18 protein-coding genes are annotated in these 21,432 nt (G+C 60.9%); 8 read left to right on the top strand and 10 right to left on the bottom strand.

What is annotated here, in order from left to right; genetic code table 11:
• The first annotated feature begins 37 nt into the window (after positions 1-37).
• The 3 genes from E3T27_RS00410 (at position 38) to E3T27_RS00400 (ending at position 3,104) form a co-directional block, all read left to right on the top strand.
• A complete protein-coding gene (locus tag E3T27_RS00410) occupies positions 38-1,174 on the top strand; it encodes a 5-(carboxyamino)imidazole ribonucleotide synthase (protein WP_134571233.1) in 1,137 nt (378 codons plus the stop codon).
• Between the two features lie 83 nt (positions 1,175-1,257).
• Positions 1,258-1,725, top strand: a complete 468-nt coding sequence (gene purE / locus E3T27_RS00405; RefSeq protein WP_134571291.1) for a 5-(carboxyamino)imidazole ribonucleotide mutase — start codon at positions 1,258-1,260, stop codon at positions 1,723-1,725.
• Between the two features lie 23 nt (positions 1,726-1,748).
• Positions 1,749-3,104, top strand: coding sequence for an LCP family protein (locus tag E3T27_RS00400; protein WP_338144878.1), 1,356 nt, complete (start codon positions 1,749-1,751; stop codon positions 3,102-3,104).
• A gap of 43 nt (positions 3,105-3,147) precedes the next feature.
• On the opposite strand, the gene E3T27_RS00395 is transcribed toward E3T27_RS00400, so the two are convergent.
• Genes E3T27_RS00395 through rfbB form a run of 4 tightly spaced genes read right to left on the bottom strand, consistent with a single transcriptional unit; the run spans position 3,148 to position 6,540 of the window.
• A complete protein-coding gene (locus tag E3T27_RS00395; protein ID WP_241992049.1) occupies positions 3,148-3,528 on the bottom strand; it encodes a GtrA family protein in 381 nt (126 codons plus the stop codon).
• Positions 3,529-3,558: 30 nt separating this feature from the next.
• On the bottom strand, positions 3,559-4,701 hold the full coding sequence (locus E3T27_RS00390; protein WP_134571231.1) for a glycosyltransferase family 4 protein: 1,143 nt from the start codon (positions 4,699-4,701) through the stop codon (positions 3,559-3,561).
• Positions 4,698-5,552: a dTDP-4-dehydrorhamnose reductase gene (rfbD, locus tag E3T27_RS00385; RefSeq protein WP_134571230.1), complete on the bottom strand. Its 855-nt coding sequence runs from the start codon at positions 5,550-5,552 to the stop codon at positions 4,698-4,700. The genes E3T27_RS00390 and rfbD overlap by 4 nt, the downstream gene beginning before the upstream one ends.
• 1 nt (position 5,553) lies before the next feature.
• Entirely contained in the window at positions 5,554-6,540 is a 987-nt protein-coding gene (rfbB, locus tag E3T27_RS00380) for a dTDP-glucose 4,6-dehydratase (RefSeq protein WP_134571229.1), read from the bottom strand.
• A 72-nt stretch (positions 6,541-6,612) separates the two neighbouring features.
• Between rfbB and E3T27_RS00375 the strand changes: the two genes are divergently transcribed.
• Both E3T27_RS00375 and rfbA read left to right on the top strand, forming a co-directional pair.
• Positions 6,613-7,221 carry a dTDP-4-dehydrorhamnose 3,5-epimerase family protein gene (locus E3T27_RS00375; protein WP_134571228.1) on the top strand — a complete coding sequence of 203 codons (609 nt, stop codon included), beginning with the start codon at positions 6,613-6,615 and terminating at the stop codon, positions 7,219-7,221.
• Positions 7,222-7,226: 5 nt separating this feature from the next.
• Positions 7,227-8,087 carry a glucose-1-phosphate thymidylyltransferase RfbA gene (gene rfbA / locus E3T27_RS00370; protein WP_134571227.1) on the top strand — a complete coding sequence of 287 codons (861 nt, stop codon included), beginning with the start codon at positions 7,227-7,229 and terminating at the stop codon, positions 8,085-8,087.
• A gap of 34 nt (positions 8,088-8,121) precedes the next feature.
• Here the strand turns inward: rfbA and E3T27_RS00365 are convergent, their stop codons facing one another.
• From E3T27_RS00365 to E3T27_RS00345, 5 genes are all read right to left on the bottom strand, one after another.
• On the bottom strand, positions 8,122-9,651 hold the full coding sequence (locus E3T27_RS00365) for a glycosyltransferase family protein (protein ID WP_134571226.1): 1,530 nt from the start codon (positions 9,649-9,651) through the stop codon (positions 8,122-8,124).
• A gap of 10 nt (positions 9,652-9,661) precedes the next feature.
• Positions 9,662-10,804, bottom strand: coding sequence for a glycosyltransferase family 2 protein (locus E3T27_RS00360; RefSeq protein WP_241992048.1), 1,143 nt, complete (start codon positions 10,802-10,804; stop codon positions 9,662-9,664).
• Positions 10,805-10,869: 65 nt separating this feature from the next.
• Positions 10,870-11,724 carry a glycosyltransferase family 2 protein gene (locus E3T27_RS00355; protein WP_134571225.1) on the bottom strand — a complete coding sequence of 285 codons (855 nt, stop codon included), beginning with the start codon at positions 11,722-11,724 and terminating at the stop codon, positions 10,870-10,872.
• 4 nt (positions 11,725-11,728) lie between these two features.
• Positions 11,729-12,970: an ABC transporter ATP-binding protein gene (locus E3T27_RS00350; protein ID WP_134571224.1), complete on the bottom strand. Its 1,242-nt coding sequence runs from the start codon at positions 12,968-12,970 to the stop codon at positions 11,729-11,731.
• 23 nt (positions 12,971-12,993) lie between these two features.
• On the bottom strand, positions 12,994-13,923 hold the full coding sequence (locus tag E3T27_RS00345; protein WP_134571223.1) for an ABC transporter permease: 930 nt from the start codon (positions 13,921-13,923) through the stop codon (positions 12,994-12,996).
• Positions 13,924-14,064: 141 nt separating this feature from the next.
• Between E3T27_RS00345 and E3T27_RS00340 the strand changes: the two genes are divergently transcribed.
• The 3 genes from E3T27_RS00340 to E3T27_RS00330 all read left to right on the top strand — a co-directional run bounded on the left by E3T27_RS00340 (position 14,065) and on the right by E3T27_RS00330 (position 20,440).
• A complete protein-coding gene (locus tag E3T27_RS00340) occupies positions 14,065-16,563 on the top strand; it encodes a glycosyltransferase (protein ID WP_134571222.1) in 2,499 nt (832 codons plus the stop codon).
• A 108-nt stretch (positions 16,564-16,671) separates the two neighbouring features.
• Entirely contained in the window at positions 16,672-18,768 is a 2,097-nt protein-coding gene (locus tag E3T27_RS00335; RefSeq protein ID WP_134571221.1) for a hypothetical protein, read from the top strand.
• Positions 18,769-18,904: 136 nt separating this feature from the next.
• On the top strand, positions 18,905-20,440 hold the full coding sequence (locus tag E3T27_RS00330; RefSeq protein ID WP_134571220.1) for a DUF2142 domain-containing protein: 1,536 nt from the start codon (positions 18,905-18,907) through the stop codon (positions 20,438-20,440).
• Positions 20,441-20,473: 33 nt separating this feature from the next.
• On the opposite strand, the gene E3T27_RS00325 is transcribed toward E3T27_RS00330, so the two are convergent.
• Positions 20,474-21,430, bottom strand: a complete 957-nt coding sequence (locus tag E3T27_RS00325) for a glycosyltransferase family 2 protein (protein ID WP_134571219.1) — start codon at positions 21,428-21,430, stop codon at positions 20,474-20,476.
• Positions 21,431-21,432: the final 2 nt, after the last annotated feature.

Below are 21,432 nucleotides of genomic sequence, written 5' to 3'. Positions count from 1 at the left end.
GGTTTAGCTGAACGCTTGCAGAGAAAATGGTGAACAGATGGCTCTGACCGTCGGTGTGATTGGAGCGGGCCAGCTCGCCCGCATGATGATTCCCGCGGCCGTGAACCTCGGCATCGAGCTGAAGGTTCTCGCCGAAGCCGATGGTATGTCCGCCGCGCTCGCGGCCGTGAGCGTCGGTGATTACCGCGACCTGGCCACGGTTCTCGCCTTCGCGAAGACCGTTGACGTGATCACCTTCGACCACGAACACGTGCCCCAGGAGATTCTGCGCGAACTCGTGCGCGCGGGCATCACGGTGCACCCCGGGCCCGACGCCCTGCTGTACGCGCAAGACAAACTACTGATGCGCGAAAAGCTTGCCGAGCTGGGTCTGCCGGTGCCGGATTGGGCGCGCATCGTTGACGTCGCCGGGCTCGCCGAATTTCTCACCAACCACGGCGGCCGCGCCGTCGTGAAGACCGCCCGCGGCGGCTACGACGGCAAGGGCGTGCGCGTGGTCAGTCACGAACACGACGTCGATGACTGGTTCCAGGCGCTCGCCGAAGACGGCAACGGCGGCGCCCTGCTGGTCGAAGAGCTCGTGCACTTCAGCCGTGAACTCGCCCAAGTGGTCGCCAGGCGCCCGAGCGGTGAAATCGCGGTCTGGCCGGTCGTGGAGACCGTGCAACGCGACGGCGTCTGCGCCGAGGTCATCGCGCCGGCGCCCCACTCCATGGGTCGGCTCGCCGACGTCGCCACAGACATCGCAGTGGCCGTGGCCGAGGGCATCGGCGTCACCGGGGTGCTTGCCGTTGAGCTGTTTCAAACAACGGATGAGCGCCTCCTCATCAACGAATTGGCGATGCGCCCGCACAACAGCGGTCACTGGTCGATCGACGGGTCCACGACCAGCCAGTTCGAGCAACACCTGCGGGCGGTGCTCGACCTGCCGCTCGGTGCGACCGGTGCCCGGGACCCGTGGACGGTCATGGTGAACATCTTCGGCGGGCCCGCGTCCGGCTCGCTGGGTGACCGATATGAGGCGGGCCTGGCGCAGCATCCGCTCGTGAAAGTGCACAACTATGGCAAGGCATCGAGGCCCGGCCGCAAGGTGGGCCATGTCACGGCAAGCGGCGACGATCTCGACGAAGTTGCCTACCAAGCGCGTGCCACCGCACAAATCTTTCAGCAGTGAGCAATAGGATCATCTGCGTGCCAGACAATATCGAGACATCCAGCGTGCCTGCGAGCTTTAGCGCGCCGCTGGTCGGCTTGGTGATGGGCAGCGACTCGGACTTCACCGTCATGAGCGCCGCAGCGCAGACCCTCAAGGACTTCGGGGTCGCGCACGAGGTTCAGGTGGTTTCGGCGCACCGCACGCCCGAGAAAATGCTCGACTATGGGCGCAGCGCGCAGGCCCGCGGCCTCAAGGTGATCATCGCCGGAGCCGGGGGAGCGGCGCACCTGCCCGGCATGCTCGCCGCCATGACGACGCTGCCCGTGGTGGGCGTACCCGTTCCGCTCGGGCTGCTCGACGGCCTCGATTCCTTGCTGTCGATCGTGCAGATGCCAGCCGGCGTGCCCGTCGCGACGGTGTCGATCGGCGGGGCAAAGAACGCCGCGCTGGTCGCGATCAAAATTCTCGCCACGAGCGATGACACGCTGCGCATCAAACTCGAAGACTATTCCGTGCAACTCGCAGATTTGGTCGAGCAGAAGAACCGGGACCTCCAAACGCGATTATGACCAGTGTGACAAACCAGGGCCGTGTGACAGACCCGATCCGGCACCCGAATTCCGGCTCCGCACGCATCATGACGACGCGTGCGTGGTGGCTTGTCGTACTCAATTTCGTTCTGCCCGGCTCGGCGCAGGTGCTGGCCGGCAATCGCCGCCTCGGCCGATTCGGCCTCGGCGCGACCCTCACACTGATCACCGCTGCGATCATCGCCGGTGCTGTCTACCTGCTGTGGCCGGCAGTCGTGCTTACCGTGTTCACGAGCACGATCGGCCTGTGGGCTGCCGCCGCGGTGCTCGCTTTCTACGCGGTCACCTGGCTTGTGCTCACTCTCAACACCCTCAGCCTGATCAGGTTGGGCCGCGCCGCGCCGGGCGCCCGTCCGGTCATCGCCGCGTTCTCGACTGCGCTCATGGTCGTCGTCTGTGGAACCGCCGGCTACGGCGCCTTCGTCGCCACGTCGGCGAGCGAATTCCTCTCCTCCGTTTTCGTCGCCGGTCCGAGCGAACCGCCGGTCGATGGCCGCTACAACATCCTGCTGCTCGGCGGTGACGCCGGCGCCGACCGTGAGGGCCTCCGCCCCGACAGCCTGTCGGTGGTCAGCATCGACGCCACGACCGGCCAGGCCACAACCATCAGCCTGCCGCGCAACCTCGAGGACGCGCCGTTCTCGGCCGGATCCTCGCTCGGCGCCCTGTACCCAGAGGGCTACGGCTCCATCGATGGATGCGACGTGTCGGCCTGCATGCTCAACTCCATCTTCACCGAGGCCGAGCTCAAACGCCCGGAGTACTATCCAAACGCGGTGACCGAGGGCAGTTCCCCGGGAATCCAGGCCACGCTCGAGGCGGCGCAGGGCATCACGGGACTCACCATCCAGTACTTCGTACTCATTGATATGCAGGGCTTCTCCGACCTCATCGACGCCCTCGGTGGTGTCGACATCGACGTGCACAACCGCGTTCCGGTGCATACCGACGAAACCTTCACCAAGGTGTTGTTCTGGTTCGAGCCGGGCATGCAGCACATGGACGGCTACCACGCCCTCTGGTTTGCCCGCTCACGCCACGGTACGAGCGACTACGACCGCATGCAGCGCCAGACCCAGATGCAGGAGGCCCTGCTCGCGCAGGCCAGCCCGGCGAACGTGCTCACAAAGTTTCAGGGTGTGGCCGCCGCCGGCAGCCGCGTCGTCAAGACCGACGTTCCGCAGGGCATGCTCGGTTATTTCGTGAACCTCGCCTCGAAGACCAAGGAACTGCCGGTCATCTCGGTACCGCTGATTCCCGAGAACGGCGTCGACCCCGAAAACCCCGACTACTCCGCCATCCAGGCCATGATCGCTGCGGCCCTCGCGCCCGCGCCCACCGCCACTCCGGCGCCGTAACTCGGTAGTCGCCTGCTACTCGGTGCTACTGCTACTGCTACTGCTACTCAGTGCCACTGCGGCGAAACGAGAACTTCTTGTGACCGAAGAAGCTCAGCAGCGTCGTGCCCACGAGAATGATCAGCTGGGCCAGTAGCGGCGGCACCCGCACGACTTCCACCAGCAGCGGTAGTGCGACGGCGTTGATGCCGATCGCGACCAGGTAGACGCTCACGAACCGGGCGAAGTCCCGCAGCAGGTGGCCGTGCACCACGAAAACGAATCGTCGGTACAGCACAAAGGCGAGGGAGATGCCGACCACGTACGAGAGCGCGAGGCTGAGCAGGTAGCCGAGGTGGACATCCGCAAAAACCCAGAGGGTGAAGGCCGAGAAGATCAGATAACCGACGAGCGTGTTCGTGGCGCCGACCGCGAGAAACCGCACGCGTTGGTCTCGTAAGAAGCGCACCAGGGGTTACAGGTCCGCGTGCAATTGCCAGACTCGCTCGGCCGAGTCCCGCCAACTGAAGGCCCGCGACCGATCGCCGCCGAAGATGCTCATGCGGTTTCGCAGCACGCTGTCGCCGAGCACCCGGTTGATTGCTTCAACAAGTCGGCCGGGGTATTCCTTCGCATCCGCTCGGTCGACCACCACGCCAGCATCACCGGCGGCTTCCAGTAGGGCGGGGGCGTCGGAGTGCACGACCGGCGTGCCGAGATGGAAGGCCTCGATGATCGGCAGGGCAAAGCCCTCTTCCAGACTCGGATAGACGAACACGCTCGCCCGGGCAATCACGACGGCCAGGTCAGAATCGCTCAGCCCCGACAGGGCGCGCACGCGCCCCGGGGCCAGCCCGGCTTCATCAGCGACCGAGGCCAGGTCGAGTTCGCCCCAGGTGTCCGGTCCGAGCACAATCAGCGGCAGGTCCGGTGCGCCGGGCAACCCGAGCGCCGTGATCAGCGCAGTAACGGCCTTCCGCGGATCGAGCGACCCGGAGGTCAGGATGTACTGTGACGGCAGCGCCAGCGCCTGCAGTCGCTCCTCCACCAAGGGAATGGCCGGCAACACAAGCCGCCGGCCCACGGCGCCGCCGATCACGCGCACCCGGTCGCCCAGGTCCATGATCTCCGTTAGCTGCCGCGCCACAGCGTGGCTCGGCACGACGATCGCGTCGGCGTGCTTGCGGGCGCGTTTGAGCATGCCCTTGGTCCAGGCCACTGTCGTCGGGGTCAGCGATGACGGATGCGTCCACGCCAGCACGTCGTGCAGCGTCACCGCGATTTGAGTGCCGTCGTCCGCCCGGTTGTGACGGCGGAGTGGTGCAAGCAGCCCTGGTGCGTGAATCAGGCCGGTACCCGACGACGCGGTCACGCCAAGAGCCCAGGCTGTGGCCAGCTCCCGGCGGGCCAGGCTCGTCTTGTGCAGGTTGGACAGGCCGGGCAGGGCGGCCTCAATCAATTCATACTGTGCGGGGGTCGACGACGAGACGATGCCCTCAACGTCACACTCGGCCGGTGCCGTTGCGATCAGCGCCCGGGTGAGTTCCTCGGTGTAACGACCGGTACCTCCCGGAACCGGGGCGACCATCTGGTCGACGACTACCCGCAGAGTGATCATGCTGTCTCGAAAACTCCGGAGGCAAACGCTTCGGCCTGCGCGTCTTGCCAGCTGCGCATCGGTGCGAGCCCAGCAACAGCCCAATTGGCGTGGCCGAGCACCGAGTAGGCCGGCCGCGGTGCGGGCAGCACAAAGGCTGAGCTGTCGGTCGGCAGCACGCGTTCCGGGTCGAGACCCGCCAAGGCGAAGACGTCACGGGCCTGGTCGAACTTCGACGCGACCCCGCCGTTCGTACCGTGGTAGGTGCCGGCGGGTGCGTCGGAGTCGAGCAGCAGCACGATCTGCGCGGCCAGGTCCACCGTCCAGGTCGGCTGGCCGACTTGGTCGTTGACGACGTTCAGCGTGTCGCGCGTGCCAGCAGCTTTGAGCATGGTCTTGGCGAAGTTCGGTCCGTTCTTGCCGTACAGCCAGGCGGTGCGCACGATGTAGCTGCGCGCGCCGTTCTCCACCTGCACGAATTCTTCGCCGGCTGCCTTGGTGCGGCCATAGGCCGAGATCGGGCTATGCGGTGTGTTCTCGGCGTAGGGCGTGGTCGCGCTGCCGTCGAAGACGTAGTCCGTTGAAATCTGCACGAGCTTCGCCTGCAGAGCGGATGCCGCCACCGCCAGGTTCCACGGCCCCACCGCGTTCACCCGGTAAGCCTCGTCTTCATGAGTTTCGGCATCATCGACCTTGGTGTACGCGGCGCAGTTGATGATGACGTCGTGCCCGGCAACGGCGGCCGTGACCGCAACGAGGTCGGTCACGTCGAGGTCGCTCCGGCCGAGAGCCGTCACTTCGCGTCCGGCCAAAGCAGTCTGCAGGTCGCGGCCCAGCATGCCCGCGGCGCCGGTGATCAGGTAACGGGTCATGCTAGACCAGCGCCGCCCGAGCCTTGAGGGGTTCCCACCACTGGCGGTTGTCGCGGTACCACTGCACGACGTCGGCGAGACCCTGTTCGAACGGAACCTCGGGCGCGTAGCCCAGTTCGGCCTGAATCTTGCTGATGTCCACCGAGTAGCGCAGGTCGTGGCCGAGCCGGTCGGCGACGCGGTCCACGTACGACCAGTCCTTGCCGGTCGAGTCGAGCAGTAATTGAGTGAGCTCCTCGTTGGTCAGCTCGGTGCCGCCGCCAATGTTGTAGATCTCGCCAGCGCGGCCGCCGACGAGCACCATGGCGATGGCGCGGGTGTGGTCGTCCACGTGCAGCCAGTCGCGAATGTTGTTGCCCTCGCCATAGAGCGGAACGTGCAGGTCGTCGATCAGGTTGCTGACGAAGAGGGGAATGACCTTTTCGGGAAAGTGATACGGGCCGTAGTTGTTCGAGCAGCGCGTGATGGACACGTTGAGGCCGTGGGTGCGGTGGTAGCTGCGGGCGAGCAGGTCGCTGCCGGCCTTCGAGGCGCTATAGGGGGAGTTGGGCTCAAGCGCCCGCTCCTCGTTCCAAGAGCCTTCGGCGATCGAGCCGTAGACCTCGTCGGTGGAAACGTGCACGAACCGAGCAAGCTTGTGGCGAAGCGCTGCGTCAAGCAGTTGCTGGGTGCCGAGCACGTTGGTCTCGACGAAGATCGTCGAGTCCATCACCGAGCGGTCCACGTGGCTTTCCGCCGCGAAGTGCACGACCGCATCGAGGCTAGGGAACAGCGTGTCGAGCAGCTTGCCGTCACGAATGTCGCCGTGCACAAAGGAATAGCGTGGTGAGTCGGCGATCGGGGCGAGGTTTTCGAGGTTTCCCGAGTAGGTCAGTGCGTCGAGCACGACAACTTCGGCGCCTTCCAGGCCCGGGTATTTGTCTTCAATCGTGCGTCGAACAAAGTTGGAGCCGATAAAACCGGCGCCGCCGGTGACGAGGATCTTCATATAGGAGTAACCGTTCCGTTCGCTTCAATGGCCTCCGCGATTCTACCGGATCGCGATTGGTAGACTCCGAAGGTGCAGATTCGCGAACTCTCCATCCCCGATTCCTTCGAAATCACCCCGAAGCAGTTTGGTGACGACCGGGGAGTATTCCTCGAGTGGTACCGCTTCGACAAACTCGAGGAGAAGGTCGGCCACAAGCTGGACCTCGCTCAGGCGAACACGTCCGTGTCGAAGCACGGCTCGGTGCGCGGCATTCACTTTGCGGATGTCCCACCCAGCCAGGCCAAATACGTCACCGCCGTGCACGGCGCCGTGCTCGACTACATCATCGACATTCGCGTCGGCTCGCCGACGTATGGCCAGTGGGACAGCGTGCTGCTGGATGACACCGACCGTCGCGCGGTCTACATCGCCGAGGGGCTGGGCCACTGCTTCATTGCCCTGACTGACAACGCCACCGTCAGCTACCTCGTGAACAGCACCTTCAGCCCCGGCCGCGAACACGGCATCAGTCCGCTCGATGAGCAGATCGGCCTGGTTTTTCCGCCGGAGGCCGGTGAGCTGCTGTTGTCTCCAAAAGACACGGATGCCCCCACCCTTGCCGCTGCCGCTGCCGCCGGCCTGCTCCCCACCTGGGACGCCGCCCGCGCCTACTACGCCACTTTGAACGACAGGAACTAACGCACATGCGCGGAATTATTCTCGCCGGCGGCTCAGGCACGCGCCTATGGCCGATCACCAAGGGCATCTCCAAGCAGCTCATGCCGATCTACGACAAGCCGATGATCTATTACCCCTTGTCCACGCTGATGATGGCTGACATCAAAGAGATTCTCATCATCACCACGCCCGAATACAATGAACAGTTCCGTGCGTTGCTCGGCGATGGATCTGATCTCGGTATCCGCATCGAGTATGCCGTCCAGGCCTCGCCGGACGGCTTGGCTCAGGCGTTTATCATCGGTGAAGAGTTCATTGGCGATCACAGCGTTGCTCTGGTGCTCGGCGACAATATCTTCCACGGCGCCGGGCTTGGCGCGTCCCTGCGCGGAAATGCCGAGATCGAGGGTGCGCGAATCTTCGCATACCACGTCAGCAATCCCACGTCCTATGGTGTCGTGGAATTTGATGAGTCGATGACGGCAATCTCCATCGAGGAGAAGCCGACGAAGCCGAAGAGCAACTACGCCGTGCCCGGTCTCTATTTCTACGACAACTCGGTCGTCGAGATCGCCAAGACGATCGAACCGAGTGCGCGCGGCGAGTTGGAGATCAGCACGGTCAACGAGCGCTACCTGGACAGGGGAACCCTGCACGTCCAGGTTCTTGATCGCGGTACGGCGTGGCTGGACACAGGCACGTTTGAGTCAATGATGCAGGCTTCAGAATACGTGCGGGTCATTGAAGACCGCCAGGGCTTCAAGGTCGGCTGCATCGAGGAGATCGCCTGGCGTGCGGGCTGGATCGACAACGCGCAGCTGGCTGCGCTCGCAGCTCCTCTGCGAAAGAGCGGCTACGGTACGTACCTTACGGGGCTGCTGGCTTAGTAGCGCGGTGCGGTGTGAGGCAGGTCACCCAAAGTCAGCGGTGCAAGAAGGTGAAAAACTCGTCCTTCAACTCCCGAACCGCGTGGTACTGATTTGTTTCCTCAAGCACCGCGGTAATCTGCGCTGATGATTTGTGGATCGTCCAGCCGCGCGCATGCGCATAGTGAGACATCCACTGGTCCTCCAGCATGAAGTACCGAACCGGAATCTTGAAAAAGGAACGGTCTTCCACGATCGCCACGTCGACGGCTGCCCCGCCCGTGCCGCCATAGTCGGCAGTGTCGCCGGGCTCAAGCGCGGAGCGGCTCCAATGCGAGCCGTGGTTGCGAAAGGCCCACCATGCGTTGATGGAGTGTGCTTCGTAGCCGGCCAGTGAGTCTTCAACGAATGTATCGCTGAGGTTCTGGTCGTCGTCCACCATGATGACGGGGCCGCGATGCCCCTGCTCCCACAACGTTCTGGCTACGACAAAGCGCGCCATTCCACCGATGTTGATCGGGTTGGAGAGCAATTCGATGGATGCGAGCGCCCCATTGCGGTGGAATTCCCGCACACGCTCGCGATAATAGTTGGCATCCTGCGGGGCGTTGTTCCAGAGGATGACGCGGAGGTTGCGTTTCGTAGCCTGCCGGGCAAAACTTTCGAGCATTGTGTCGATGCGCTGTGGCCGGTTCCACAGGCACATAACCACGGGCAGTGCAGCGGGCCCGGCGATACCGTTTTCGGTAGCTTGTGGGAGTCCCTGTTTGAGGAGGCGATTGACTTCGCGGAGGCGAAGCGTGTTGGGCCGGAGTGCTTCGCGTTGAACTCGTTCAGCGCGCGCCAGGGACAGGGCGGTCTGAGGAAGGGTCGACACTCGGGCGACCAGTGTCCGCTGGCGTGCGCGGGCGTTCTTGAGGGATCGAGCTACCCGATCTGTAACCCGAACGACCTTCCGCGCCTGCATCCGTTGCAACTCGGCTCGCAGACTTTCGGTTTCGTCCACGAGGTCGACGGAGCGCTGCAACCGTGCCTTGCTCAACTGGTGCAGAATTCGATTCCAACCTGTCTCGGGCTCGCGAGTGTTCGGTTTGTGAAACACCTCCAGCCGCGGGGCATTGGACGACTCATCGGCACTGGTGCCATCGCAAGTGGCCGGGTTCCATCGAATGCGCGGTTCGAATCGGACGTCGGGCAGACTCGTCTCGGTATCTGAAACCGGCACGGGGGCATGGCGGACTGAGCACTGCCGGTGCTCAAGCACTTCTCGAACGGTCCGCGAACGATCTCCGGCCAGCCAGAAATCCCCGGCGTGGGCAGTCAATACGCACGTTGCTCCATGGCTCGTGAAGGCTTGCTGCACCAGAAGTTCGGCGGCTTCCAGCTCGTCCATGTCTGGGCCGCAATCCGGAAGCAGATAAACGAACCCTTGGTCGGAGTACTGTCGGAGAGTTCTCGAGACGTCAATGGATGCCCCGAAGTCTGCAATCAGGAAGGCATCGACGCCCTGCAATAAATGGTGGTCGACCATGTCGCTGACTAGTACGGCGTCGGTGCCGGCCATGAAAGTCATGATGCACTTCATGAAGAACTCCCTAGAAGCGGCCCTGAGTTGCGCGCCTGACGGCATCCGTTAGTCGCACGATCTTACGCGCGCGAGTAGCTTCGAGGTCTGCTCTAAGCGAGCCTTCACGAAGACCGGCCGCAGCTTCGATCCCGAGGAGGTCAGAGAGTAAGCCATCGATGCGGTGCTTTGCGTCATCGATATAGCCGAGAAGTTCCCGGATGCGAACGTCCGACGCTGCAGCCAGCGCACGTGATTCATGCTCAGTTGCGCTAAGTATCGGGCCGTAGGTGCGGGCGGCCTGTTCCGCGAACGGGTCGAGCGGCTCGTCTTCGACGGGAGACGCCATTGCGTCGGCAATGCGCGAGTCGAGCCTCAGCTCACCGGTCAAACTTCCCTGGGCGAGTTCGTCCTCGGCCGGGTGCCTCAGCACGTAAAAACTCTGCAGGGAGCCGAGTTTCCACCGTCGGTACTCGCGCATCCCATGGTGGTTCGGGCTGGGCTGGAGATCTGGGTTGCTCTCGTATGCCTTTCCTGAATTGCGTACTTTTCGCTCGAATTGTTCCCAAGAGCGCCAGGGAAAATGCAGCACCTCTATGCCCAGATGCCCGGGCAGGGTGCCCACTGATTCCAGGTTAACGGAGTGATTACCCTGGGCGACTTCGATGAATTCGTGGCCGATGTGAACTGCGTTCGGGGTTGAGTGGGCGTGCAGCCCGAGCTCGGCCAGCCTCGTGACTGAGCGGGTGTCGCGGTAGCGCAGCCGCTGCAGGCCCGTGCCTCGCAGGCTGGCAGCGCCGATCATGTCTATGACGGGCACCGTGAAGGTTTGGAGGTCCGGGGGTATTTCGGTGAACACCTCACGGAGGGTGCGACCAGCCGCTGTCGGTAGCCAGAACTCGTCGGCATCGGCGTTGATCACCCAATCGGCACCGAATCGAGTGAACGCTTCCCGCGCCATGGCCGTGACCACGCTGTGCTGCTGTTTGCGCTGAACAAGATCCTGCTTGAGAACAATCGCGTCTTCGTACGATTGGAGGATTTCCAATGTCCCATCGACCGACCCGTTGTCCGTGACGATGATCGTGTCCACACCCTGGGATAGGTGGTGATCGATCATCGGCCCGATGATGTCAGCCTCGTCGCGCACCATGAGGGTCATGATAAGTTTCACGTTTTTTGCATTTGCCCTTTGCATTTTGAATTTACCTTTGTACATTGGTATTCCGATATGCCAGTCTAGTGTTTGCGCGTCAGCCAACGGCGGCGCAGGTAGAGTCCAAGACGGAGCACTCCACGCAAGAGCGCCAGGTGCGGTCCTGAATAACGCCGGGACAGGTAGCGGTACGCGCTGTCATGATGCGCCTGGCCCATTGATGTGGGAGATTGCGAGGTCGAGTGCGCACCTGAATGCATAACCTGAGCCTCGGGCAGGTAGACGTTCGACCAGCCGTGGGCGGTCAGGCGCTCGCCAAGATCGACGTCTTCAAAGTACATGAAGTACGAGGTGTCGAATCCGCTCAACTGCTCGAAAGCACCGGTTCGGATCAAGACGCACGCTCCGGAGAGCCAGCCCGCGTGACGTTGCCCGTCCGCAGCCGAAACGGGAACTCGGTAGCCGCGAGTCCACGGGTTCTCCGGCCAGGCCCTGCCGAACAAGGCATGTCCGATTCCGGTTCTGAGAGAAGGCAGCTCTCGTGCGGAGGGATACAAGGTGCCGTCGGCGTTGAGGATCGCCGGGCCGAAGGCGCCCCCGCTGGGGGTGTGTTCTGCTGAGTCAATAAGGGTGTCGATTGACCCGGGCAGAAAACTGACATCCGGATTGGCGACGAGGATGTAGTCGGAGGAACTGCCCGCGAACTTCACGCCCGCGTTCATGCCGCCGCCGTAACCATGGTTCTGGGCCAATTCATGCAGTCGGACTGATGGGTGCCGAGCGACGATTTCGCGGAGGGTGTCGAGGTCAGAAGACGCGTTGTCGACCACTACCACCTCGTGCTCGTGCGAGGTGCCGACCTCGATGGACTTGAGAAAATCGTTCATTACCGAGGACGAATTGAACGCGACTGTTACCAGAAGTACGGACGGACTCATCTGGCTATGGCGCGGGCGTCGGGGGGCCGACTTCGAGCAATTCGGGTTCAAGGTAGCTGGTCCCGACGGCCAAGGGGTAGTAGGTCACGTCGAACGAGGCTGCCTGAGGAAAATCAGCGAGATGCCTGCCTGACTTGTCCTGCATCGAAATGTTGACGAAGTATTTTCCTGTGCCGAGCCACACGTTCTTGAGCCTGAACTCGAGTGTGTAGTGTCCGGCGAACGGGGCAAGATCACGGCCGAGGAGTCGGCTGCTGGTTCCGAAGACGACCTGTCCCGACGAATTGTCGATCTGCACTGCGCCGCTCCAGACGGGGCTCAGCCCCGGGTATTCGAAGGTCGTGGTGACGAGAAGATCATCACCATGCTCAACGGGGTCGCCGACCGCTTTGCCGACCGCGTGAATGGTGGTGTCCAGAATGCGGGGGACAACTACTTCGAGGGCTGGGTCGGCCTCAACGAGCTCATCGACCCGGCGTTCCTCGAGGATGTCGCGCATCCGAGCGACAGCTTCGTGTGCCGGCCCTTCGTAGACCACGTTTCCACGGTTCAACAGGATGGCGCGGTCGCACAATTCCGCTACTTGACCGAGAGAGTGCGTCACGAGAATGATCGTTCGTCCTTCCTCCTGGAAGGAACGAATCTTGTCCAGGCATTTACGTTGGAAGGCCTCATCGCCGACTGCCAGTACCTCGTCAACGAGGAGAATGTCCGGATCGGTGTGCACAGCAACAGCGAAGGCGAGGCGTACGTACATGCCGGAGGAATAGAACTTCACTTGAGTGTCGATGAAATCTGCTATGCCGGAGAAGGCGACGATGTCGTCAAAACGCTCCTCGGTAACCTTCCTGCTCAGACCCAGGATCGCGGCGTTCAAAAAAACATTCTCGCGGCCGGTCAGGTCGGGGTGGAATCCGGCGCCCAGCTCCAGAAGTGCGGCCACACGACCGCGGCGGCTGACGCTGCCACTTGTGGGATCGATGATCCCTCCGATTACCTTGAGCAGGGTGCTCTTGCCGGATCCATTGTGGCCGATGAGGCCGATGGTCGTTCCAGCTTTGATCGTGGCGGTCACGTTGTTGAGTGCCCAAAAATCTTCGCGGTGCCGCCGCCCCATCCGGCCGAAGGTGATCATTCGCTCCTTTAAAGAGTTGTCCTTGCGAATTACGAATCGTTTGGAGACATCCTTGATGATGATGACGTCTGGCCGATCATCGGTGGCTTCAGGAGTTGTTGAATAGTTCATGTCGCTTTCGATCATGACGGCTGTCACAGGGCCTGGGCGAAGTTACCCTGGAGCCGAGCAAACACGCGGTGGAAGATAAGAACAAAAATAACTCCGATGATCCCCGCAATCGCAAGCCGGAGGAGAAGGTTTTCGGGAGAGTTAGCGCTGTCGGTGCCACCGCTCCACAGGGCGCGCTGGAACCCGAGCACAGCGAGAGTCACAGGGTTGTTCGTGTAGATGTCGAGGAGGATCGAGTCGCCGACCTGGTCGCCAACCATGGTCCAGGAATAGACGATGGGCGAGGCCCACAGCAGAACCATCAGCCCCACCTCAACGAGGTACTGAATGTCGCGCATATACACATTCACGGCCGACAGGAGCAGTCCGAACGCCAGCCCGTAGACGACGACGATAAAGAGTGAAGGGAGAATGAACAGTAGGTTCGGTGAAAGCGTGAATGTGCCCAGTGCCAGAGTCGCGGCTATCAAGATGCTGAACTGGATCAAGAAGTTAAACAGCGCTGATCCGACGCTTGCGAGCGGAAAAATCTCCCGCGGCAGATAGATCTTCTTGATCAGACCCGAGTTTCCGACGATGGACCCGGTGGTGCTTGAAATGATCTCGCTGAAAAGCGAGTAAACGGTGAGACCCGTGAAGATGTAAACCGCAAAGTCAGGAATTCCTCCCGCGGCGCCGAGGAACTTGCCCATTACGACGTAATAGATGACCAGTTGCGTGAGCGGCTTGATCAAGGACCATAAGAAGCCGAGGGCGCTGTCCTTATAACGTGCCTTCAGGTCGCGGCGAATCAGGAGATCCAGCATTTCGCGCTGGCCCCAAATTTCCCGTGCGGACGACCAGACACCGCCGAGCGCGTGAGACGGTGCGCCCACCACCTGCATGGGTGCACGAGCTATGGCCGCGAAGCGAGTGTCGCGGTTGGTCGAGTCGGCATTATTTTGATTGGACATAAGCAATCTACATCCTAGCTGCCTGCAGGAGGAGATCACCTGGCAGTCGATTCCGGCAGCCAGCATGGATCGCCCGGGTGGGCACAATCTCAATTGATAGACTTCGATCGTTTTCGGGTCGGCCAAGGTAAGGACAGATGTATGAGTAAACGTCGCGCGGGTGTCGTATCCGTTGTATTGGTGAACTTTCGGGGGGCAGACGACACCATTGAGTGCGTTCGCGGCCTTCAGGCGCTCAACTGGGATTCAGCCCTGCTCGAGATCGTGATCGTCGAGAACGGGTCGGGTGACGACAGCCTGACGAGGCTCAAGCAGCTCGGCAATGACGTCACCCTCGTGGAGTCCACCGAAAACCTTGGATTCACCGGCGGCTGCAATCTCGGTGTGTCGAAGTCCACGGGGGAGTACGTGGCTTTTCTCAACAACGACGCGAAGCCGCACGCGGACTGGATCAAGGAAGCTATCAGCACCTTCGCGACCGGCTCCGACATCGGTGCCGTTGCCAGCAAAGTTCTCGACTGGGATGGCGTGAACGTCGACTTCGTGGACGCGGCCGTGACTTGGTATGGCATGGGCTACAAGCCTCACGCGGGCGAGAAAGACCGCGGTGGGTGGGATAACGAAAAGGACGTACTTTTCGGCACTGGGGCTGCCATGTTCATGAAAGCCGCTATCTTCGAGGAACTCGGCGGGTTCGACGACAACTTCTTCATGTTCTATGACGATGTCGACCTCGGGTGGCGGCTCAACCTGCTCGGCTATAGATTTCGATTCCAGCCCAAGTCGCTGGCTTTCCACAAACACCACGCCTCGATGAATAAGTTCGGCAACTTTCGCGAAGAATACCTTCTGGAACGGAACGCCCTCTATTCACTCTTCAAGAACCTTGATGATGAGTCCTTGGCCCGCGTTCTTCCGGGCGCCCTGCTCTTGGCAACCCGCCGAGCCATTGGCCGCGGAAAACTCGACTCGACATCCCTAGACCTCAGGGTCCCCGGCGACGACAACGAGCCGATGATGTCTGTACCAAAGTCAACGATGGCCGGAGTGTTCGCCATCGACCAGCTGGTTGAGCTTCTGCCTCAGATGACAGCAGCCCGCACGCAAGTACAAAAAAGTCGCATGCGATCAGACCGCGATCTGAGCCGTCTCTTCGGAAATATCGATGAACCGGCTTACCCGATCGAAAGTTACCTGCGCGGTTACGACAAAATTGTTGAAAGCTTTAACGTTCTGGCCGTGACAACCCGCCGTCGTATTTTGGTGATTACTGGTGATTCCGTCGGAGAGAAGATGGCCGGACCGGCAATCCGTGCCTGGAACATTGCCAAATTACTCTCCGGTGAGCATGACGTTCGTCTGCTGAGCATGACGAGGGCAGAGTCCCTAGACGACTCCTTCGAGGTGGGCGTTATCTCCCATCATCGTCCAAGCTCGGTCATGGCACACGAGCACTGGGCGGATGTGATTATTGTGCAGGGCCACGCACTGGCGCTGTTCCCTGCACTCGAAAAGTCAACGAAAGTTATCGTCGTCGACATCTATGACCCGCTGCACCTTGAGCAACTTGAACAAGGACGCGGAAAAGTGCTCGACCTGTGGAACAAACAGGTTAACGACGCAACTGAGGCTCTCAATCACCAACTGCTTATTGGTGACTTTTTTATGTGCGCAAGCGATCGGCAGCGTCATTTTTGGCTGGGCCAGTTGGCGGGTCTTGGACGAATCAACGCGTACACCTACTCGCGGGATAGCGAGCTAGATTCCTTGATTGCCGTGGCGCCATTTGGTATGTCCAGCACCGATCCAGTGAAGACATCTCCAGCGATCCGTGGAGTTGTGCCAGGTATCGGCATTGATGACAAGGTCATCGTGTGGGGCGGCGGGATTTACAACTGGTTTGATCCGGGAATCCTCATTCGAGCGGTTGCGGACCTGTCCGTCACGCACCCAGATGTACGTTTGTTTTTCATGGGGGTTAAACATCCAAATCCGGATGTTCCCGAGATGGAGGCGGTTTCAGAAGCCCGCGTACTGGCAGAGCAGCTGGGTATGACCAACAAACACGTATTCTTCAACGAATCGTGGGTGCCGTACGACGAACGCCAGAATTACCTGCTTGAGGCTGACCTTGGTGTTTCCACCCACTTTCAACACGTGGAGACGACATTCTCGTTCCGCACTCGCATTCTGGATTACCTCTGGGCTGGCTTGCCGATCGTCACGACGGGTGGGGATTCTTTCGGTGATCTGGTAGAAAAGGAGGAACTTGGTGCCTCCATCCCCGAGCGGGATCAGGGCGCGCTAGTTGCCGCGATCGAAACGTACCTCTATGACACGGAAGCCATCGATGCAGCGAGGGCGAATGTTGCGCGAGTGCGTCAGGACTTCATATGGGAACGTGCAATGGCCCCGTTATTAGAATTCTGCCGCCAGCCGCTGTTCGCGGCTGATAAGAAAATGGCTGCACAAGGTTCAGGGATTCAAGGGCGAGTCAGCCAGCTTGAGCCGGTGCGCAGCACCCGTCATACCGGTTTTCGCCGCGACGTCGATCGCGTTCTCTACTACTTTCGCGAGGGTGGCGCAAGTGCAGTCCTGGAGCGTTTTAAGGCGCGCCAAGAGCGCAAACGCGAGAGCTAGTACTGCTCCGGCGCGGCGGTAATCAAAGTAATTGTGCAGAGAACAGCAGCGTTCGACGTACGCTGTAACAGGACCGCGCTCCCATAGTCGGCCAGGATAGGGAAAATCGTGCCTTTACGTGGTCTGCTGCGTCTCACCGCAGCTCTAACTTTAACGGCCGTGCTTGGGGCAATATTTGTAGCGGTGCCGCAGCGTGCGGAGGCGCTTTCTGGGTCTGAGTTCAATGCCGGCTATATCATCGCAGACTCACAGTTCTACACTCGAGATGCCTTATCGCAGGCACAGATCCAAGAGTTCTTGAACGTGCGAATTGGCACGTGCGCTAACACGCTGTGTCTAAATGTTCTCAAAGTAGACACGCCGACAACAACTCTCAGCTTTGGTACTTGCGACACTTACATCGGTGAAGCAGGCGAGTCTGCTGCTCGAATTATCTATAAAGTGCAGCAAGCGTGCACAATCAGTGCCAAGGTCATCCTGGCGACTCTGCAGAAAGAACAGGGACTGGTCACCAGTAAAGCCCCGACTACTGCAATCTTGCGAAAAGCAATGGGTCAGGGATGTCCTGATACGTCCCAATGTGACTCCGAATTCTACGGTTTCTTCATCCAGGTGCTGTCGGGGGCTCGGCAACTGGCATGGTACGGCAATCCCGACGGATCGCACACGTCAATCAAGGTCGGGCAGCAAAACGCCGTTCGCTACTCGCCTAATGCAAGTTGCGGCTCGAGCAATGTATTGATCGAGAATCGGGCAACAGCCTCGCTTTACTACTACACGCCCTACCAGCCCAACACGGCCGCTCTGACCAATCTTGGCGGAACTGGGGATGCCTGTTCCTCGTACGGGAACCGCAATTTCTGGGTGTACTACTCGAACTGGTTCGGATCGCCCACAGGAAGTGTGGATCCTATCGGCAATATCGAGGCAGTCACGGCGATGCCGGGTAAATTTCGGGTAAGCGGTTGGGCGATTGACCCCAACGCATCAGAATCCGTGGATGTCCACGTGTACGTCGGAAAGGTGGGATCTCCCTTCACAGCCGCACTGGAGCGGCCTGATTTGTCCGCAGCGTATCCGGGGCTGGGGACGAAGCATGGATTCGACGTGACCGTACCCGTGAATTCAACAGGTCAGAACAACGTATGCGTCTATGCCATGAACAAGGGGCCCGGAGTGAATGTTCTGCTGGGCTGCCGCTCCGCCGCCGCGCTCAGCGGACCACCTATCGGCGCCGTGGACAGTGCGACCGCGGTCACCGGCGGCATCAGAGTCAGCGGATGGGCGATTGATCCGGACACGGCTGATCCGTCCACCGTTCACGTGTACGTCGATGACGTTGGCAAGTCCGTTCGGGCGCAGCTCTCACGACCGGACATTGGCCGGCTCTATCCTCAATATGGAAGTGCTCACGGCTTTGACGAGACGATTGCAGCTTCTCCCGGCTCGCACTCCGTGTGCGTCTACGGCATGAACACGGGACTGGGCTCCACGACGGTGCTCCAGTGCACCACCGTCGTCGTTCCGGGTACGCAGCCAGCCATAACGGACTCGGGGAGGGCCCCCATCGGAAGCGTGGACTTAGTGTCGGCCGGAACAAATTCGGTCAAACTCTCCGGTTGGGCGTTGGATCCGGACACGGCGTTGCCGATTGCGGTGCATGTGTATGTGGATTCTGTGGGTGTCGCTTTCACCGCGAATAAGGATCGCCCTGATATTGGGGCGGCGTTCCCGGGTTACGGTTCGGCACACGGTTTTGCGGAGACGGTCGCTGCGACTGCGGGTTCGCATCGGGTGTGCGTGTATGGGATCAACACGGGTGCGGGAGGGCACACGTTGATCGGTTGCAAGAACGTGGTCGTTGCTGGTGCCCAGCCGTCGATACCGGAGCGGGGCCGTGCTCCTATCGGTAACGTCGAGACGGTGGCAGTTGGTTCCAGCGGGATAGCCGTCGGCGGTTGGGCGTTGGATCCGGACACGGCGTTGCCGATTGCGGTGCATGTGTATGTGGATTCTGTGGGTGTCGCTTTCACCGCGAATAAGGATCGCCCTGATATTGGGGCGGCGTTCCCGGGTTACGGTTCGGCACACGGTTTTGCGGAGACGGTCGCTGCGACTGCGGGTTCGCATCGGGTGTGCGTGTATGGGATCAACACGGGTGCGGGAGGGCACACTCTGCTGAGGTGCCAAACCGTAACGGTCTAGCAGGACCGATCCGCTCGGTTATCCTGACAGCGGGCGATCTTCCCTGTGACGGCTGCGCGCCGTCGTCGAACCTTCTCGACCGGAGGGTCACAGGGTGGTGGGTTTCCTCGCGGTAATAGTAATGAAACGGGATTAAGTGCGACGATTTTTGGACGCGTTGGCGGCTGGCAGATGGGTCACTCTATTCGTAAGCGGTCTCTTCATTTTCTTGGTTTCGGCGGCGTGGGCGATCAGTACGCCGCTCGGAGCGAGTCCGGACGAACCCGCGCACATCATCAAAGCGGCTTCCGTTGCTCGGGGCCAGCTCATCGGTGAAATCACCGAAGCGCCGGCCGTCACGCGAGTCCAGGTGCCCTCGGGGCTGGCCGCCGCAAACGAATGGCCGTGTTTCGCGTTTGATAGCACCAAGGAAGCTAGCTGCACGCCTAAAGTTTCAAACGAGTCCGACTTGGTCAGCGCAAGGACATCCGCAGGGCTGTACAACCCGACGTATTACGCAATCGTCGGAGTTCCGTCGCTCCTCACGGACGACACCTCACGGGCGGTGATGCTCATGCGTCTTGCCGGAGCACTCGTGGGGTCATTCTTCTTGGCGGTGACGTTCTGCGCGTTGCTGCGCCTTGGTAATCCCGTCTGGACGGGGTTGGGTTTTCTGGCGGCGTTGACGCCGATGTTCTTCTTCTTGAACGGCGCGGTCAACCCTAATGCTCTGGAAATCGCGACGGGCGCGGCGTTGCTCGCTGCGCTGCTGGTCGTTGTTGGTGGTAAATCGACACAAGACAGATGGTGGCTTGGTGTGGTGGCGGCCAGTGGCCTCCTCCTCGCTCAAGCGCGCGGGCTCTCTCCTCTGTGGATGGCGATGATCGCTCTCGCCGTGCTGACTCTCACCCCCTGGTCGCGACTTTCGGGCCTTCTGAAGCGGCTGGACGTGTGGTTAACTGTTGCGATTCTCGGCGCAGGCGTCGGCGCTGCCGGCATGTGGATCGTGGCAACTGGCACACTCTCAAATATGGGTGTGTTTCCGGGCGCTGGTGAGGTCGGGCGCGGTGAAGCCTTCGTGGAAATGCTGGTCGGACGCTCCTTCGACCCTGGAATTGTTGGTGTATTCGGGTGGCTCGACACGATGGCGCCAGCCCTCGCCTACGTGCTCTGGTCCTTCCTCGGGCTGGGGCTTGTCGTAGGTGCACTGACCGTCGCTCGGGGACGTTCGCTGGCTGCCGTCGTCGTGTGCGTTGCCGGTCTCATGCTCGTTCCGCCGATCGTCCAAGCCGCTTCGGTAAAATCCTCCGGATACATTTGGCAAGGGCGGTACGCGTTGGTCGCCTACGTTGTGGTAGTGCTTATTGCCGGCGTAGCCATGGCCACCGCCCGAGTACCAGCGGCACTTCCCGGGGAACGCTTCCCCATACGGTTCATCGGGATCGTTGGTGGACTCGTTGTGGTCGGCCAGCTCTTCTCCATGGCGACGGCTATCAGACGATACTCAGTCGGCGCAGACACGAGCTGGCTGGATTCATTGCGTCAGGCGCCGCTCTGGGTGCCCCCCGGAGGGTCGGCGGCGTGGTTGGTAATTACGGTCCTGGGAATGTCCGGCATTGTCGGACTCTGGGCTGTCGCGGTTCGTGCATCGACGGTCGGTGTGCCAAAGAGTCATGAAGCCCCCGAGGCCTGACTAGAGTGTCGCCGCGGCTCGTTGGGTTGCGGCCTATTCGAATGGAGCAAACGTCGGGGTAGACGGGCTGGCTTGGATATCAAGTTGCAAAGCGCTAATCAGGAGTTGTGTGCCCAGCATCAGTGGCAATGCCGCCAGCATCACGGTGGCCGCGGTTGCTATGACCGAGGTGGCAATCTGGAAGCACACCCAGATCGCAATACTAAGCCCGATCGTGGAGAGGACAAGACCCAACGCCAGCAGCAATGCGATCGGCGAGAAAGACCAGAGTACGTAGCGATACCAGATTCGGCGCCAGAAGCCGCGTCCTAGAAGGTTCAGGAGCTCAGGAACGACTTTGCTGAGTCGGATGCTCGATACCTCGTCCGCGTACACCGCTGGGATCGGCACGTCGATGGCGGGGACCTGAAGAATATTGAGGTGGATCAGAAAATCGTTCTCAAAGCTGTAGCGACGAGACACCCTGTCCAGGGGAACACGCTTCAAGACCTCCGTGCGGACTGCCGTGTATCCATTCTGCGGGTCAAATAAGTTCCAGTATCCGGAAGCCATTTTCGTCATGAACGACAGCACAATATTGCCGAATACGCGATATTGAGGCATGCCATCAAACGATTCAGGGGCGAAGAAGCGGTTGGCCTTGGCGAAGCCGTAGCCGTCGCGGGTGACTTTGTCCAGCAAAGCCGGGAGGTGGTTAGGATCCATTTGGGCATCGCCGGCCATGATGACGTTGACGTCCGCACCGAGCGCCATGGCCGACTTGTGACCGGTCACGATAGCACCACCGACGCCCTGGTTGACTTCATGTCGGATGAGAGTCACGCGATCATCTGCAATGAGATTGACGACCTCGCTGGTCTGGTCTGGGCTGCAATCGTCAACGATGACGATGAAGTCAACAAAATCCGGCATGGTCGAGATCACCGTAGCGATCATCTTTTCTTCCTTGTAGGCGGGCACAACTGCGGCGATACGAGCACCGTGATACACGA

Origin of the sequence: Cryobacterium lyxosi (assembly GCF_004403345.1) — a bacterium.
In the GTDB taxonomy this organism is placed as follows: Bacteria; Actinomycetota; Actinomycetes; order Actinomycetales; family Microbacteriaceae; genus Cryobacterium; species Cryobacterium lyxosi.
This window is presented reverse-complemented; position numbering and strand designations above follow the sequence as displayed.

What these genes read in the sequence shown, in the direction of transcription:
- rfbA (WP_134571227.1), top strand. Translation starts at nt 7,227, where the DNA reads ATGCGCGGAATTATTCTCGCCGGCGGCTCAGGCACGCGCCTATGGCCG.
- rfbB (WP_134571229.1), bottom strand. Translation starts at nt 6,540, where the DNA reads ATGAAGATCCTCGTCACCGGCGGCGCCGGTTTTATCGGCTCCAACTTT.
- E3T27_RS00345 (WP_134571223.1), bottom strand. Translation starts at nt 13,923, where the DNA reads ATGTCCAATCAAAATAATGCCGACTCGACCAACCGCGACACTCGCTTC.
- E3T27_RS00350 (WP_134571224.1), bottom strand. Translation starts at nt 12,970, where the DNA reads ATGAACTATTCAACAACTCCTGAAGCCACCGATGATCGGCCAGACGTC.
- E3T27_RS00410 (WP_134571233.1), top strand. Translation starts at nt 38, where the DNA reads ATGGCTCTGACCGTCGGTGTGATTGGAGCGGGCCAGCTCGCCCGCATG.
- rfbD (WP_134571230.1), bottom strand. Translation starts at nt 5,552, where the DNA reads ATGACCCGTTACCTGATCACCGGCGCCGCGGGCATGCTGGGCCGCGAC.
- E3T27_RS00340 (WP_134571222.1), top strand. Translation starts at nt 14,065, where the DNA reads ATGAGTAAACGTCGCGCGGGTGTCGTATCCGTTGTATTGGTGAACTTT.
- E3T27_RS00355 (WP_134571225.1), bottom strand. Translation starts at nt 11,724, where the DNA reads ATGAGTCCGTCCGTACTTCTGGTAACAGTCGCGTTCAATTCGTCCTCG.
- E3T27_RS00365 (WP_134571226.1), bottom strand. Translation starts at nt 9,651, where the DNA reads ATGAAGTGCATCATGACTTTCATGGCCGGCACCGACGCCGTACTAGTC.
- purE (WP_134571291.1), top strand. Translation starts at nt 1,258, where the DNA reads ATGGGCAGCGACTCGGACTTCACCGTCATGAGCGCCGCAGCGCAGACC.
- E3T27_RS00390 (WP_134571231.1), bottom strand. Translation starts at nt 4,701, where the DNA reads ATGATCACTCTGCGGGTAGTCGTCGACCAGATGGTCGCCCCGGTTCCG.